The sequence below is a fragment of the Agromyces sp. NPDC058126 genome (genome assembly GCF_042884595.1).
Lineage (GTDB): Bacteria > Actinomycetota > Actinomycetes > Actinomycetales > Microbacteriaceae > Agromyces.
The window spans coordinates 1117242-1131678 of sequence record NZ_JBHVTS010000001.1 but is presented as its reverse complement, the minus strand read 5'-3'; the positions used below and the strand labels follow the sequence as shown (position 1 = coordinate 1131678).

13 protein-coding genes are annotated in these 14437 nt (G+C 71.3%); 2 read left to right on the top strand and 11 right to left on the bottom strand.

The features are described from left to right. Nucleotides 1-7: 7 nt before the first annotated feature. From recA to ACFVTR_RS05030, 6 genes are all read right to left on the bottom strand, one after another. Nucleotides 8-1075 carry a recombinase RecA gene (gene recA, locus ACFVTR_RS05055; RefSeq protein ID WP_387035306.1) on the bottom strand — a complete coding sequence of 356 codons (1068 nt, stop codon included), beginning with the start codon at nucleotides 1073-1075 and terminating at the stop codon, nucleotides 8-10. A gap of 310 nt (nucleotides 1076-1385) precedes the next feature. Next, complete coding sequence (locus ACFVTR_RS05050; protein WP_387035304.1) at nucleotides 1386-1631, bottom strand: DUF3046 domain-containing protein; 246 nt, start codon at nucleotides 1629-1631, stop codon at nucleotides 1386-1388. Between the two features lie 73 nt (nucleotides 1632-1704). Continuing rightward, complete coding sequence (locus ACFVTR_RS05045; RefSeq protein ID WP_130351053.1) at nucleotides 1705-2013, bottom strand: helix-turn-helix domain-containing protein; 309 nt, start codon at nucleotides 2011-2013, stop codon at nucleotides 1705-1707. Nucleotides 2014-2168: 155 nt separating this feature from the next. After that, complete coding sequence (locus tag ACFVTR_RS05040; protein ID WP_387035302.1) at nucleotides 2169-3728, bottom strand: tripartite tricarboxylate transporter permease; 1560 nt, start codon at nucleotides 3726-3728, stop codon at nucleotides 2169-2171. Next, nucleotides 3721-4281, bottom strand: a complete 561-nt coding sequence (locus ACFVTR_RS05035; RefSeq protein ID WP_387035300.1) for a tripartite tricarboxylate transporter TctB family protein — start codon at nucleotides 4279-4281, stop codon at nucleotides 3721-3723. The genes ACFVTR_RS05040 and ACFVTR_RS05035 overlap by 8 nt, the downstream gene beginning before the upstream one ends. Further along, nucleotides 4278-5366: a Bug family tripartite tricarboxylate transporter substrate binding protein gene (locus ACFVTR_RS05030; protein WP_387035298.1), complete on the bottom strand. Its 1089-nt coding sequence runs from the start codon at nucleotides 5364-5366 to the stop codon at nucleotides 4278-4280. Before ACFVTR_RS05030 ends, ACFVTR_RS05035 begins: the two co-directional genes overlap by 4 nt. A 202-nt stretch (nucleotides 5367-5568) precedes the next feature. Between ACFVTR_RS05030 and ACFVTR_RS05025 the strand changes: the two genes are divergently transcribed. Beyond that, entirely contained in the window at nucleotides 5569-7236 is a 1668-nt protein-coding gene (locus ACFVTR_RS05025) for an ATP-binding protein (protein ID WP_387035297.1), read from the top strand. Then, nucleotides 7233-7931: a response regulator gene (locus ACFVTR_RS05020; RefSeq protein WP_387035296.1), complete on the top strand. Its 699-nt coding sequence runs from the start codon at nucleotides 7233-7235 to the stop codon at nucleotides 7929-7931. The genes ACFVTR_RS05025 and ACFVTR_RS05020 overlap by 4 nt, the downstream gene beginning before the upstream one ends. 4 nt (nucleotides 7932-7935) lie before the next feature. On the opposite strand, the gene ACFVTR_RS05015 is transcribed toward ACFVTR_RS05020, so the two are convergent. The 5 genes from ACFVTR_RS05015 to ACFVTR_RS04995 form a co-directional block, all read right to left on the bottom strand. Continuing rightward, on the bottom strand, nucleotides 7936-8451 hold the full coding sequence (locus tag ACFVTR_RS05015; protein WP_387035294.1) for a CinA family protein: 516 nt from the start codon (nucleotides 8449-8451) through the stop codon (nucleotides 7936-7938). Between the two features lie 32 nt (nucleotides 8452-8483). After that, entirely contained in the window at nucleotides 8484-9086 is a 603-nt protein-coding gene (pgsA, locus tag ACFVTR_RS05010) for a CDP-diacylglycerol--glycerol-3-phosphate 3-phosphatidyltransferase (protein WP_376940778.1), read from the bottom strand. A gap of 24 nt (nucleotides 9087-9110) precedes the next feature. Next, nucleotides 9111-12071, bottom strand: coding sequence for a DNA translocase FtsK 4TM domain-containing protein (locus ACFVTR_RS05005; protein ID WP_387035292.1), 2961 nt, complete (start codon nucleotides 12069-12071; stop codon nucleotides 9111-9113). An 85-nt stretch (nucleotides 12072-12156) separates the two neighbouring features. Beyond that, nucleotides 12157-12648, bottom strand: coding sequence for a GNAT family N-acetyltransferase (locus ACFVTR_RS05000; protein WP_387035290.1), 492 nt, complete (start codon nucleotides 12646-12648; stop codon nucleotides 12157-12159). Between the two features lie 108 nt (nucleotides 12649-12756). Further along, nucleotides 12757-14433 carry a ribonuclease J gene (locus ACFVTR_RS04995; protein WP_387035288.1) on the bottom strand — a complete coding sequence of 559 codons (1677 nt, stop codon included), beginning with the start codon at nucleotides 14431-14433 and terminating at the stop codon, nucleotides 12757-12759. Between the last annotated feature and the right edge of the window lie 4 nt (nucleotides 14434-14437).

Here is a 14437-nt window from a genome sequence, read left to right as displayed (position 1 = left end):
TCGCCGCTCAGGCGCCCTTGCGCTTCGCGGTGATCGACTCGACGTTCGCCGGCGCCGTGTTCGCGGCCGCAGCGCCTGCCTGACCGATGCCGAGCTTGACGAGGATCTTCTGCTCGATGTCGGCGGCGATGTCGGGGTTGGAGAGCAGGAAGTTGCGAGCGTTCTCCTTGCCCTGACCGAGCTGGTCGCCGTCGTAGGTGTACCAGGCGCCCGACTTCTTGACGATGCCCTGGTCGACGCCGTAGTCGATGAGGCTGCCCTCGCGGGAGATCCCGACCCCGTAGAGAATGTCGAACTCGGCCTGCTTGAAGGGCGGCGCCATCTTGTTCTTGACGATCTTCACGCGGGTGCGGTTGCCGACCGCCTCGGTGCCGTCTTTCAGGGTCTCGATGCGACGGATGTCGAGGCGGACGGAGGCGTAGAACTTCAGCGCCTTGCCGCCCGCGGTCGTCTCGGGGCTGCCGAAGAACACGCCGATCTTCTCGCGGAGCTGGTTGATGAAGATCATCGTGGTGTTCGTCTGGTTGAGCCCACCGGTCAGCTTGCGCAGCGCCTGCGACATGAGTCGGGCCTGGAGGCCGACGTGCGAGTCGCCCATCTCGCCCTCGATCTCGGCACGGGGCACGAGCGCCGCGACGGAGTCGATGACGATGAGGTCGATCGAGCCGGAGCGCACGAGCATGTCGGCGATCTCGAGCGCCTGCTCACCCGTGTCGGGCTGCGAGACGAGCAGCGCGTCGATGTCGACGCCCAGCTTCTTCGCGTACTCGGGGTCGAGTGCGTGCTCGGCGTCGACGAAGGCGGCGATGCCGCCGGCGCGCTGGGCGTTGGCGATCGCGTGGAGCGTGAGCGTCGTCTTGCCCGAGGACTCGGGACCGTAGATCTCGACGATGCGGCCGCGCGGGAGACCACCGACGCCGAGTGCGACGTCGAGGGCGATCGAACCGGTGGGGATGACCTCGACGGGCGCGCGGTCTTCGCTGCCGAGGCGCATGACCGACCCCTTGCCGAACTGGCGGTCGATCTGCGCGAGTGCGGCTTCGAGAGACTTCTCGCGGTCTGCGGGTGATGCCATGATGTGGGCTCCTTCGATGCTCGTGTGCTGCTGCCTCTAGGCTGTCGTTCCACGTTGCGGGCCCCGGCTGACCGGTGCTGACCCGCGGCGTCTCGCGACAAGGCGTTTGCGGTGTGTTCCGACGCTTCGACCGTATGGTCGACCACCGACATCCGACGCCCTCTCAGGCCGGGATGTGGAGGGATGCGTCGTTCCTCCTGCTGTTGAGGAGCCTAACGCAGAACCCGAACGGATGTTCGAACCGACACTCCGCGTGTCGAACGCGTCTTCGGAACGGGATGCACGAACAACGCCGACGGCGCGGGCGGCGTCAGCGCCCCGAAGCGCCCCGCGCCTCCCCCGGCATCGGGCGCCCTGCGCCGTGCCGGTGCGACTCGGGGACATCCGTCGCCTCGCAGAGCGCGAGCCAGACCTCGCGCGGCCGCACGCCCGCGGCGAGCGCCTCGCTCGCCGTGCGCCCGCCGAGCGAGGCGAGCACGAGGTCGTTCACGACGACCCCGCCGTACCCCGCGCCGAACTCGGCGTCGACGGCGATCTGGAATTCGCTGAGCTTCACGGAACCTCCCGGACATGGCTTCGGCCGGTCCGAAGACCGGCCGAAGCACGAGAAAACGATCGGGTCGCCGTGCTCAGCGGACCATCATGTCGGCGTCGAACTCGGCGACGAGCTCGTCGGGCAGGCTGTCGGGGACCACGGAGAGCCCCTCGAGCACCGCGATGCGGTCGCCGACCTCGTGCATGATCACCGAGATGGGCGTGTCGAGCGCCTCGGCGACCGAGGCGAGGATCTCGGAGGAGGCCTCTTTCTGACCCCGCTCGACCTCGCTCAGGTAGCCCAGGGCCACGCTCGCCTTGGACGCGACCTGCCGGAGCGTTCGCCCCTTCTGCAGGCGGAAGTCCCTCAACACGTCGCCGATCTCCTGTCGAACCAGAACCATCGGGGAACCTCCTTCTACACTGCCTTCGACTCCGCCGGAGCCGGAAACGGGAGCGTCAGTCTACCTGATGCTCGTGGCTTCCAATCTAGCGTCGCACACTGGGGCTTTCGTGTGAACCTGCCACATGTAACAGGGTGTTCACGAAGACTATTCCGCTACCTCCGTTCTTCCTCCCAAGCGGGCAGCGAGGCGGTGATCGGGTCGCCTCCGGAGGCCTCGAAGCGTGCCTTGCGTCGCTTCAGCCACACCCCGAGCACGACGATGATCGCGAGCGCCGAGTACGCGACGATCGCGAACGGGCTGTGCACGAGGTACGAGAGGTCGCCCTGGCTGATGGCCATCGACTTCCGCAGCTGCTCCTCCGCCATGGGCCCGAGGATGCCGCCGACGACCATCGGCGCGACCGGGTACCCGTAGCGGCGCATCAGGAACCCGATGAGCCCGACCAGGAGCAGCACGAAGGTGTCGAAGACGTTGAAGTGCAGCGCGTACGCGCCGAGCCCCGCGAACGCGAGGATGCCGGCGTAGAGGTACGGGCGCGGGATGCGGAGCACCTTCACCCACATGCCGACGAGCGGCAGGTTCAGCACGAGCAGCATCACGTTGCCGATGTAGAGGCTCGCGATGAGCGCCCACACGAGCCCCGACTGGTTCTCGAAGAGCATCGGGCCGGGGCGGATGCCGTACGACTGGAACGCCGAGATGATGATCGCCGCGGTCGCCGTCGTCGGGAGGCCGAGCGTGAGCAGCGGCACGAGCACGCCCGCGGCGGCCGCGTTGTTCGCGGCCTCGGGTCCGGCGACGCCCTCGATCGCGCCTCGCCCGAACTCGGCCCGGGCGTTGCCCTTCGCGAGCTTGCGCTCGGTCGCGTACGAGAGGAACGTCGCCACGTCGGCGCCGCCCGCCGGGATCGTGCCGATCGGGAACCCGATCGCCGTGCCGCGGAGCCAAGGGCGCCACGACCGTGCGAGGTCGCGACGCGACATCCAGCTGCGCCACCCCTTCGTCACCGGGATGACCCGCACCGGACCGTGCCGGAGCCGCGAGGCGACGTACAGGGTCTCGCCGAGGGCGAAGAGCCCGACCGCGATGATGACCACGTCGACACCGTCGGCGAGGCTCGGCACGCCGAGTGTGTAGCGCTGCTGCCCCGAGAGCACTTCGGTGCCGATGAGGCCGAGGAAGAGCCCGAGGCCGAGCGAGACGAGCCCGCGCGGCACGCTCGAGCCGAGCAGCGCCCCGACCGTGAGGAACGCGACCACGATGAGCGCGAAGTAGTCGGCCGGTCCGAGCTGCACGGCGAGCTTCGAGATGCCCGGCGCGAGGAAGGTGAGGGCGAGCGTCGCCGCCGTGCCCGCCACGAAGGAGCCGAGTGCGGCGGTCGCGAGCGCCGCGGCGCCTCGCCCGGCCTTCGCCATGCGATTGCCCTCGAGCGCGGTCACGATCGACGACGACTCCCCCGGCGTGTTCAGGAGGATCGAGGTCGTCGAGCCGCCGTACATGCCGCCGTAGTAGATGCCGGCGAAGACGATGAGCGCCCCGGTGGGATCGAGCGAGTACGTGAGCGGCAGGAGCAGCGCGACGGTCATGGCCGGGCCGATGCCGGGCAGCACGCCGACCGCGGTGCCGATGAAGACGCCGAAGAGCGCGTAGAGCAGGTACTGCGGCTGGAGGGCGGTGGCGAAGCCCTCGAGCAGCGCGGTGAGGCTATCCATGGAAGATCGGGATCCAGTCGAGAAGGGGGCCTGCGGGGAGTGAGAGCCCGAGCCAGGCGCCGAAGACGAGTTGCGTCACGAGCCCGAGGCCCGCGCCTGCGGCGAGCGCGACCCACCAGCGCTTCGCGCCGAGCGACCAGGCGGCGCCCGCGAACAGCACGGCGACCGCGACCGGCCAGCCCGCCGACTCGATGAGCACGAGCTGCGTCGAGAAGCACACGACGAGCTTCGCGACGGTCAGCCAGTCGGTCGGGGCATCGGGGTCGATGTCCTCGCCGTCGTCGGGCGTGCCGCGATGGCCGCGCAGCACCTGGCCGATCACGACGAGGGATGCCACGAGGAGCAGCGCTCCGACGGCGTACGGGAACACCCGGGGCCCGAGCACGCTGGCCGAGCCCGGCGGCACCCTGATGAAGCCGGCGCCCACGATCGTGTACACGCCGAGTGCCGCGCAGATCCCGGCGAAGACGAACTCGCCGACGGGCGGGCGGGCCCGCGAGGGGGTTCCCCCCGACGTGGGGGCGTCGGGGGGAACCGGGATCGGGGAGGTCACTGGGAGACCAGGCCGATCGTCTGGAGGGTCGAGGTCACCTCGGCGATGTCGCTCGTGAGGAAGTCGTCGAAGTCGTCGCCGGTGAGGAAGGCGTCGCTCCACCCCTTCTCCTCGAGGGTCGTGGTCCAGCCGCCCGAGGCGTGCATCTCCGTCACGAGCTCAGTCAACGCGGCCTGCTCCTCCTCGGAGATACCGCCCGGCGCGAGCACGCCGCGCCAGTTCGTCAGCTCGACGTCGTAACCCTCCTCGACGAGCGTGGGAGTGTCGGCCAGCAGCTCGACCCGCTCGGGCGAGGAGACCGCGAGCGCGCGCAGTTCGCCCGCCTCGATCTGCTCGACGAACTCACCGACGCCCGAGATGCCCGCCTGCACGGTGTTGCCGAGCAGCATCGTCACGGCCTCGCCGCCGCCCGAGTTCGGGATGTAGTTGAGCGTCGTCGGCACCTCGGCCGCGTCGACGCCCGCCTCGACGAGCAGCATGCCCGCGAGGATGTGGTCGGCGCCGCCGGCCGAACCGCCGGTCACGGCGATCGCCGCGCCCTCGTCGACGATCGCGTCGACGAGGTCTTCGGTCGTCTCGTAGGGCGAGTCGGCGGGGACGACGAGCACGAGCGCCTCCTCGGTGAGTCGCGCGATCGGCGTCGTGTCCTCGATGCGGCTGGCCGAGGCGTTCGTCTCGACCGCGCCGACCATCACGAGCCCGGTGATCATGAGCGTCGCCGGATCCTGCTCGTTCGCGAGGGCCGCGAGTCCGACGGTGCCGCCGGCCCCGCCGATGTTCTCGACCGGCGCCGAGCCCACGAGGTCCTCGTCGGTCAGCACCTGCGACATCGCGCGGGCGGTCTGGTCCCAGCCGCCGCCGGGGTCGGCCGGAGCGATCAGGTTCACCGAGTCGAGCGCGACGGCCTCGCCGCCGTCACCGGCCGGGTCGGTGCCGCTGGCCGGACTGCTGCACGCCGCGAGGGCGAGGGCGCCTGCGAGGCCGAGCCCGAGGCCGGCGATCCCCCGGCGGAGCGCGGGGCGGCCGGTCGTGCCGGTGGTGCTGTGGTTGACGGCCGAGGTGCTCGGCCCGCTGCGAGATCGCAATTCTCCTCCTTGAGCGCCCGGCGACTTCGACGGGCGACGATCGATTCGGGTCGACGCTAGGGTCGGCCCCCCACTGACGGAACGCTGCGGTCGTAACGGTCGTAGTGGTCGTTTCGGAGACTTCGGTCGTACTGGTCGATTCGGTCGTATTGGTCGCAGGCCCGGTGCCGTCGGCGACTCCGGCGTGCGGCACACTTGACAGGTGGTCCGGTCGATGACGCTTGGCATGCAGCTGTTGCTGCTGCAGCTCGCCATCGTGCTCGTCACGGTCGTCGGCACAGGCCTCACCGCGATGTGGCTGCAGGAGCAGCAGCTCCGCGAGGCCTACCAGGACCGCATGATCGCGGTCGCGCAGTCGGTCGCGGGGCTCCCGGTCATCACCTCCGCCTTCGACGACGCCGACCCCGCCGCGACGATCCAGCCCGTCGCCGAGGTCGTGCGCGAGGCATCCGATGTCACGTACGTCGTCGTCTCGGACGACGCGGGCATCCGCTTCTCGCACCCGAACCCCGACCGCATCGGCGAGCGGGTCTCGACCGATCCGGCCATCCCCCTCTCGGGCGAGATCTACGTCGGCACCCAGACGGGCACGCTCGGCGAATCCTGGCGGGTGAAGGTGCCGATCTTCGACGACGACGGCGCGGTGATGGGGCAGGTGTCGGTCGGGATCCTCGAGTCGGAGCTCCGCGCCGACTTCCTCGGCAACCTCACGCTGCTGCTCGTCGCGCTGGTCGTCGCGGCCGTCATCGGCGTCATCGGCTCCGCCTGGATCGGCCGCCTCATCCGGCGCCGCATCTACGGCCTCGAGCCCGACGAGATCCGCGCCATGCTCGAGACGCGGGAGGCGATGCTGCACGGCATCCGCGAAGGGCTCGTCGCCGTCGACGACGCGGGGCGGCTCCTGCTCGTCAACGACGCCGCGGCACGACTCCTCGACCTCGACGAGCCCGATGCGGTGCTCGGCCGACGCGTCGACGAGGTGCTCGACCCCGAGCTCGCCCGCTTCATCACCTCGGGTGCGGAGCGCGAGAGCCCGGTGCTCTCGGGCGAGCGCGTGCTGCTCGTGCACGGCGACCGGGTGCGCATCGACGGGCGCGAGATCGGCTCGATCGCCATCCTCCGCGACCGCACCGAGCTCGAGACGACGCTCCGCGAGCTCGAGGGCGCGCAGAGCCTCGCCGACGGGCTGCGCGCGCAGTCGCACGAGTTCTCCAACAAGCTGCACGTCGTGAGCGGACTGCTCGAGCTCGGCCACCTCGACGCCGCGCTGGACTTCATCGAACGCGTCGGCAGCGGCGGGGCGCTCTCGACGCTCGACGAGCACGACGGCCTCGCCGACCTCGAGATCGCGGCGCTCGTGCTCGCGAAGCGCACCCGTGCGCAGGAGCTCGGCGTCACCGTCGAGCTCGCGCCCGAGGCGCACCTCGACGCCACCCGCGGCGGTGAGCCGCGCACCGAGCTCGTGACGATCGTCGCGAACCTCGTCGACAACGCGATCGAGGCGTGCGTGCTCGGCGGCCGCGTCGTGCTCGACGTGCGCGACGACCTCGAACCCGGCACCGTCGTGGTGCGGGTCGACGACGACGGGCCCGGCGTGCCGCCCGCGCAGCGCGAGGCGATCTTCGAACCGGATGTCTCGGGCAAGACGCCGGTGCCCGGCAAGGCACGGCGCGGCATCGGCCTCGCGATCGTGCAGCGCATCGCCCACCGCCTCGGCGGCGAGGCGCGCGTCGGCGACTCGCCGCTCGGCGGCGCCCGCTTCACCGTCCGGCTGCCCTGGGGTGCCGCCGACGCGGCGGGCAGCGCCGAGGAGGCGGGCGGCTCTGCGGCGTCGATCCGTTCGGATGCCTCGACGGGAGCCGCGCGATGACCGCCTCAGCCTCGCCCGGCGAGGCCCTGCGCGTCGTCGTGGTCGACGACGATCTCGCCGTCGCCCGGGTCAACCGGGCCTTCGTCTCAGCGCACCCCGGCTTCACGGTCGTCGCCGAGGCGCACACCGGTGTCGAGGCCCTCGCTGCCATCGCACGGCATCGCCCCGATCTCGTGCTGCTCGACATCTACCTCCCCGACCTCGGCGGACTCGATGTGCTGCGCCGCCTGCGGGCCGCCGGCGACGAGGTCGAGGTGATCGCCGTCACCGCGGCCCGCGACCTCGACACCGTGCGCACCGCACGGCTGCTCGGGGTGCGGCACTACCTCGTCAAGCCGTTCTCGGGCGCGAGCCTCGGCGACCGCCTCGACGAGGTGCGGCGCGGCATCGCCGCCGACCGCGCCGCGCCCGCCGCACTCGACCAGCGGGCCGTCGACGAGGCGCTCGGGTCGGCACCGGTGCGGCGGGGCACCCTGCCGAAGGGACTCTCGGCCGTGAGCCTCGAGCGGGTCGCGGCGGGCCTCGCGGCCTGCCAGGGCGACGCCTCGGCGGCCGAGATCGCCGAGGCGCTCGGCATGTCCCGGGTGAGCGCGCGACGCTACCTCGAGCACCTCGTCGCCGCCGGCGCTGCAGAGGTCGCGCCGCGCTACGGCTCGGCGGGGCGCCCCGAACACCGGTACCGGCTGCCGCGGTAGCCGATCAGTCGGCGCCGAGGCGACGCAGGGCCTGCTCGACGAGCGCCAGCACCGTCGCCCGACGGATCTCGGCGCGGTCGCCCGAGAGCGCGAGCTCGATGGCCTCATCGGCGTCGCCGTCCCCGTCCCCGTCGCCGAACGAGAGGCCCAGGTACACCGTGCCGGGCGGGCGGCCGCCCTGCCAGTCGGGACCAGCGACCCCCGTCGTCGCGAGGCCGAGGTCGGCCGGGCGCCCGTCGACCGCGAGCGCCATGCGCACGCCGCGGGCCATCTGACGGGCGACTTCGGGGTGCACCGGGCCCTCGCGGTCGAGGAGCGCGTCGTCGACCCCGAGCAGTGCGCGTTTCACCGCGGTGTCGTAGGCCACGATTCCGCCGGAGACCACGGCCGAGGCGCCCGGCACCGAGGTGAGCTCGGCCGCGACGAGCCCGCCCGTGAGCGACTCGGCGACGGCGACGCGCAGGCCCCGCCGGGTGAGCAGCTCGATGAGCGACCTGGTCGACGCCTCGGTCGGAGGCATCCGATCGCCAGCGTCGGCGTTCACGACGACGCTCAGCTCGCGGCGCCCGCGCCCCGCGCGAGGCGCACGGCGTCGCGGACGTAGAGCAGGCCAGACCAGAGCGTGAGCACGAGCGCGAGGCCCATGACCGCCCAGTTCACCCACAGGATCCAGTCGCCGACGATCGTCCACAGCGGGACGAGCGCGAGCGAGATCGCCACCGCCTGCACGACCGTCTTGAGCTTGCCGCCCGAGGAGGCCGGCACGACGTTGCCCCGGCGCAGCTCGACGAGACGCCACACCGTGATGCCGACCTCGCGCACGATGATGAGGATCGTCACCCACCACCACAGCTCGCCGAGGATCGAGAGGCACACGAGGGCGCCGCTCGTCAGGAGCTTGTCGGCGATCGGGTCGAGGATCTTGCCGAGGTCGGTGATCAACCCGCGCGAGCGGGCGATGTGCCCGTCGATGCCGTCGGTCGCGATCGCGACGATGAACAGCGCCGCCGCCCACCAGCGCAGCGGACCGTCGGCGCCGTCGTCGGCGAGGAGCAGCCAGAAGAAGACGGGCGCGGCGAGGATGCGCACGACGGTGATGGCGTTGGGAAGATTCCAGTTCGCCGATCGCCCGGGGGTGCCGGCGGAAGAGGTCATACGCCCAAGGATAGCGGCCGCCGATCAGTCGCGACCGGTGAGCCCCCACGCGTCTTCGTCGCCGTCGGCCTCGACCTCGGGCAGGCCCTCCATCTGTCGGGCGAGCGGGTCATCGTAGCGCGCGTCGGGTGCGTCGTACGCCTCGGTGGGCGCGGGCGGCCCGCCGAGCGGACCCTGGGTCGCCTGGCCGGCTGCGGACGCCTGCGGCGCAGCAGCGCCCGCTCCGCCCCCGCTGCCGCCCGCGGGCTCTTCGCCGCGGAGGCGTGCGAGCACGCCCGGCAACTGCTCGGCCGTCACGAGCACGTCGCGCGCCTTCGACCCCTCGGAGGGGCCGACGATCTCGCGCGACTCGAGCAGGTCCATGAGACGCCCGGCCTTCGCGAAGCCGACACGGAGCTTGCGCTGCAGCATCGAGGTCGAACCGAACTGGGTCGACACCACGAGCTCGGCCGCGGCGAGCAGCAGCTCGAGGTCGTCGCCGATGTCGGAGTCGATCTCCTTGCGTTCGACGGCGGCCGCGACATCCTGCCGGTACTCGGGGCGCGCCTGGCGCGTGACGTGCGTGACGACCTTCTCGATCTCGGCCTCGGTGACCCAGGCGCCCTGCACGCGCAGCGGCTTCGACGCCCCCATCGGCAGGAACAGCGCGTCGCCCTGGCCGATCAGCTTGTCGGCGCCCGGCTGGTCGAGGATGACGCGGGAGTCGGTGACGCTCGTCACCGCGAACGCGAGCCGCGACGGGACGTTCGCCTTGATGAGGCCGGTGACGACGTCGACCGAGGGTCGCTGCGTCGCGAGCACGAGGTGGATGCCCGAAGCACGCGCGAGCTGGGTGATGCGCACGATCGAGTCCTCGACGTCGCGCGGGGCGACCATCATGAGGTCGGCGAGCTCGTCGACGACGACGAGCAGGTACGGGTACGGCTTGAGGCGGCGTTCACTGCCGGCGGGCAGGATGATCTCGTCGTTCACGACGGCCTTGTTGAAGTCGTCGATGTGACGGAACCCGAACGACGCGAGGTCGTCGTACCGCATGTCCATCTCCTTCACGACCCACTGCAGCGCCTCGGCCGCCTTCTTCGGGTTCGTGATGATGGGCGTGATCAGGTGCGGCACTCCGGCGTACGGCGCCAGCTCGACGCGCTTCGGGTCGATGAGCACCATGCGCACGTCGGAGGGCTTCGCCCGCATCAGCAGGCTCGTGATCATGGAGTTCACGAAGCTCGACTTGCCCGAGCCGGTGGAGCCGGCGACGAGGAGGTGCGGCATCTTCGCGAGGTTCGCGATGACGTAGCCGCCGCCCACGTCCTTTCCGACGCCGATCGTCATCGGGTGCTTCGCCCCGACCGAGGCCTGCGAACGCAGCACGTCGCCGAGCGTCACGGTCTCGCGGTCGGCGTTCGGGATCTCGACGCCGATCGCGCTCTTGCCCGGGATGGGCGAGAGGATGCGCACCTCGTTCGAGGCGACGGCGTACGAGAGGTTCTTCGAGAGCGCGGTGACGCGTTCGACTTTCACGCCCGGGCCGAGCTCGATCTCGTACTGCGTGACGGTCGGGCCGCGCGAGAAGCCCGTGACCTTCGCGTCGACCGAGAACTGCTCGAGCACCCCGGTGATCTGGCGCACGACCTCGTCGTTCGCCTGCGAACGCGTCTTCGCGGGCGGACCCGCCGCGAGCGTCGACGCCGACGGGAGGAAGTAGGGGCGCTCGGGCGCGTCGTCGCCGATGCCGTCGAACTCGGATGCCTCGGCGCCCGCGCCGCCCGCCGCACCGCCCTGATCGTCGCCGAAGTCGGCGGCCGCGTCGTAGAGGGGAACCACCTGCGTCGCGCCCGCGTCGTCGCCGCGGAGCCCGCGACCCGCCTGCGGCGCCTCGCCCGTGAACTGCTGCAGCGCCGACTCGGCGCGCTCGAGGTCGCCGAGCACCTCGCTGCCGTACGCCCCCGCCACGGCACCGCCGCCGGCACCCTCGATGGGGCTGTCGAAACTGCCCGCGGCCGAGCCCTGGCCGAACACCTCGGTGAGGCCCTCCACACCGGGCGCCTCGAACTCGGGGTCCTCCTCGCGGTTGGAGGCGTTGCGCCGCCACCACGGCAGGAGCCCGGCGGGCTCGGACTCGTCATCGCCGTCGCCGTCGCCGTCGATGCCGTCGAGCTCGGTCTGCACGCTCTTGCGCCGTTCGCGCCGCGAGGGCTTCGGCTCCGCCTCGGTCTGCTCGATCTCCTCGGGCGCCCCGAACAGCCACGCGTACAGCTCGCGGAACCGGGCCGGAATGCGGTTCGGCGGCGTCTTGGTGATGATGAGGAGCGCCAGCAGCACGAGGAGGATCACGACGATCGTCGCGCCGACCTCGGTGAGGAGCAGGATGAGCGGGGTCGCCAGCATCCACCCGAGGATGCCGCCGGCGCGCGCGAGCACGGCCATGCCCTCGCTCGGCGCCGGCTGCCCGCCGAAGAGGTGGCAGAGCGCCGAGACGCTCACGAGCAGGATGCCGAGTCCGATGCCGATGCGCGTGTTGTCGTGCACCGAGCTCGGGTGCCGGAACAGCCACACGGCGAAGATCAGCAGGATGACCGGCAGGGCGAACGCGACGCGGCCGAAGAGCCCGCCGAACGTCCACGCGTCGAGGGTCTGGGCGACGGGTTCGTTGATGAAGAACCACTCGACGACCGCCCCGGCCACCGCGAGGAGCACGAGGAAGAACGGCAGGCCGTCGCGACGCTCCTCCTTGCTGAGCGTCTCGGGGCCGAGCGCTCGTGCAGCGCCGCCGGTGACGTGGGCGAGACCCATCCACATGCGGACGAGGACGTTGGGGCGATCGGATGCCGCGGCCGCGGCCTTCGCAGACGTCGCGCGCGAGGTCGTGGCGGGCAGCTTCTTCGTGGGCGCGGTCTTCGCGCCCGACGACTTCGCACTCGTCGACCTCGAACCCCCGCGCGCGGGCGTGCCGGAGGCGCGTCCGTTCGACCTGGTGCTCGTAGCCATGCGGTCTACGTTACGGCCGACGGCCGACCCTCGCCCGCATCACCGGGCGAGTGTCTGCGATCCGGGCCGGGGCGACGCGGCCCGCTCAGGCGAGGGTGCGCACCATCGTGTCACGCCCGCCGAGCGTCTCGACGACCGCGAACCCCTCCGAGCGGTAGAGGACGCCCGCGAAGTTCCCGTGCTCCACGGAGAGGGTCAGCCTCGCGAACCCGGCCGAGCGCGCGGCATCCGCGAGCCCCTGGAGCAGCGCCCGGCCGACACCCTGCGCCCGCCACAACGGGCGCACCCCGATGATCAGCTCGGGTACTCCCGTCGCCACGAAGCCGTGCGCGCGCTGCTCGACCGAGAACAGGCGGTACCAGGCCGCGCCGACCGGGCGTCCGCCCTCGTCGACGGCGACCACGCCGCGATCGGCGGGCCGCTGCCAGCCCGCGATGTAGCCGCGTGAGATCGGGTCGGCCAGCACGTCGGGCCTTGGCCGCGTCGCGCCCTGCCGCCAGTTCGCGGCCTCGACGACCATGTCGGCGAGGAACGCCCCATCGGAGGGGGCGGCTGGGTGCAGCGTGAACGTCGACATGCGCGGATGCTACGGCCGAGATGTTTCGGCCGTGTTTCGCGTGACGCAGGACGGCGCCCCGATCACGGGCCCGCCCGCGGGCCGGGCCCGCGAGCGCGGCCGACTCGCCTACGCCTCGATGACGAGCGGCACGAGCATCGGACGACGGCGCAGGCGACGGTTCACCCACGTGCCGAGCGTGCGCCGCACGAGCTGCTGCAGGGCGTGCGAGTCGCGCACCCCGTTCTGCGCGGCGTCGGCGAGGGCCGCCACGATCTTCGGCTTGACGTCCTCGAACACGGCGTCGTCCTCGGCGAAGCCGCGGGCGTGGATCTCGGGGCCCGAGATGACCCGGCCGGTCGTGGCATCCACGACGACGATCACCGAGATGAAGCCCTCTTCGCCGAGGATGCGGCGGTCCTTGAGGTCGGCGTCGGTGATCTCGCCGACCGTCGAACCGTCGACGTAGACGAAGCCGAGGTCGAGCTGACCGGCCTCGCGCACGACGCCGTCGGTCATGTCGTAGACCGTGCCGTTCTCGCCGATGAAGACGTTCTCGGCCGGAATGCCGGTGTCGCGGGCGAGCTTCGCGTTCGCCTGCAGGTGACGGTACTCGCCGTGGATCGGCAGCACATTCGCCGGCTTCAGGATGTTGTAGCAGTAGAGCAGCTCGCCCGCCGCAGCGTGGCCCGAGACGTGCACCTTCGCGTTGGCCTTGTGCACGACGTTCGCGCCGAGCTTCGTCAGCCCGTCGATGACGCGGTAGACCGCGTTCTCGTTGCCCGGGATGAGGCTCGAGGCGAGGATCACCGTGTCGCCCTCGCTGATCTCGATCTGGTGGTCGCGGTTCGCCATGCGGCTGAGCACCGCCATCGGCTCGCCCTGCGAGCCCGTCGACATGTAGACGATCTTGTCGTCGGGGATGTCGCCGGCCTTCTTGTAGTCGACGAGCACGCCCGCCGGCACGTTGAGGTAGCCGAGGTCGGCGGCGATCGTCATGTTGCGCACCATGCTGCGGCCGAGGAGGGCCACCCGACGCCCGTTCGCGTGCGCCGCGTCGAGCACCTGCTGCACGCGGTGCACGTGGCTCGAGAAGCTCGCCACGACGACCTTCTTCGTCGCCCGCGAGATCACCTGGTCGAGCACGGGACCGATCTCGCGCTCGAGCGGGGTGAAGCCCGGGACATCCGCATTCGTGGAGTCGACCATGAACAGGTCGACGCCCTCTTCACCGAGTCGCGCGAACTCGCGCAGGTCGGTGAGGCGGCCGTCGAGCGGCAGCTGGTCCATCTTGAAGTCGCCCGTCGCGAGCACCGTGCCCGCGTCGGTGATGATCGCGACCGCGAGCGCGTCGGGGATCGAGTGGTTCACCGCGACGAACTCGAGGTCGAACGGGCCGAGCTCCTCGTGCTGCCCCTCTTTCACCGTGTGGGTGTAGGGCGCGATGCGGTGCTCCTTGAGCTTCGCCTCGACGAGCGCGAGGGTCAGCTGCGAACCGATCAGTGGGATGTCGCGGCGGAGCTTCAGGAGGTAGGGCACCGCGCCGATGTGGTCCTCGTGGCCGTGCGTCAGCACGACGCCGACGATGTCGTCGATGCGGTCGCGGAGGAATCCGAAGTCGGGCAGGATCAGGTCGACGCCCGGCTGGTGCTCTTCGGGGAAGAGCACGCCGCAGTCGACGATGAGGATCTTGCCGTCGATCTCGTAGCTCGTCATGTTGCGGCCGACCTCTCCGAGGCCGCCGATCGGGATGATGCGGAGCGTCCCGGCTTCGAGCGGAGCGGGATCGATGACGGTGTCGGGCACAGTG

What these genes read in the sequence shown, in the direction of transcription:
- recA (WP_387035306.1), bottom strand. Translation starts at nt 1,075, where the DNA reads ATGGCATCACCCGCAGACCGCGAGAAGTCTCTCGAAGCCGCACTCGCG.
- ACFVTR_RS05045 (WP_130351053.1), bottom strand. Translation starts at nt 2,013, where the DNA reads ATGGTTCTGGTTCGACAGGAGATCGGCGACGTGTTGAGGGACTTCCGC.
- ACFVTR_RS05040 (WP_387035302.1), bottom strand. Translation starts at nt 3,728, where the DNA reads ATGGATAGCCTCACCGCGCTGCTCGAGGGCTTCGCCACCGCCCTCCAG.
- ACFVTR_RS05020 (WP_387035296.1), top strand. Translation starts at nt 7,233, where the DNA reads ATGACCGCCTCAGCCTCGCCCGGCGAGGCCCTGCGCGTCGTCGTGGTC.
- ACFVTR_RS05015 (WP_387035294.1), bottom strand. Translation starts at nt 8,451, where the DNA reads ATGCCTCCGACCGAGGCGTCGACCAGGTCGCTCATCGAGCTGCTCACC.
- pgsA (WP_376940778.1), bottom strand. Translation starts at nt 9,086, where the DNA reads ATGACCTCTTCCGCCGGCACCCCCGGGCGATCGGCGAACTGGAATCTT.
- ACFVTR_RS05005 (WP_387035292.1), bottom strand. Translation starts at nt 12,071, where the DNA reads ATGGCTACGAGCACCAGGTCGAACGGACGCGCCTCCGGCACGCCCGCG.
- ACFVTR_RS05000 (WP_387035290.1), bottom strand. Translation starts at nt 12,648, where the DNA reads ATGTCGACGTTCACGCTGCACCCAGCCGCCCCCTCCGATGGGGCGTTC.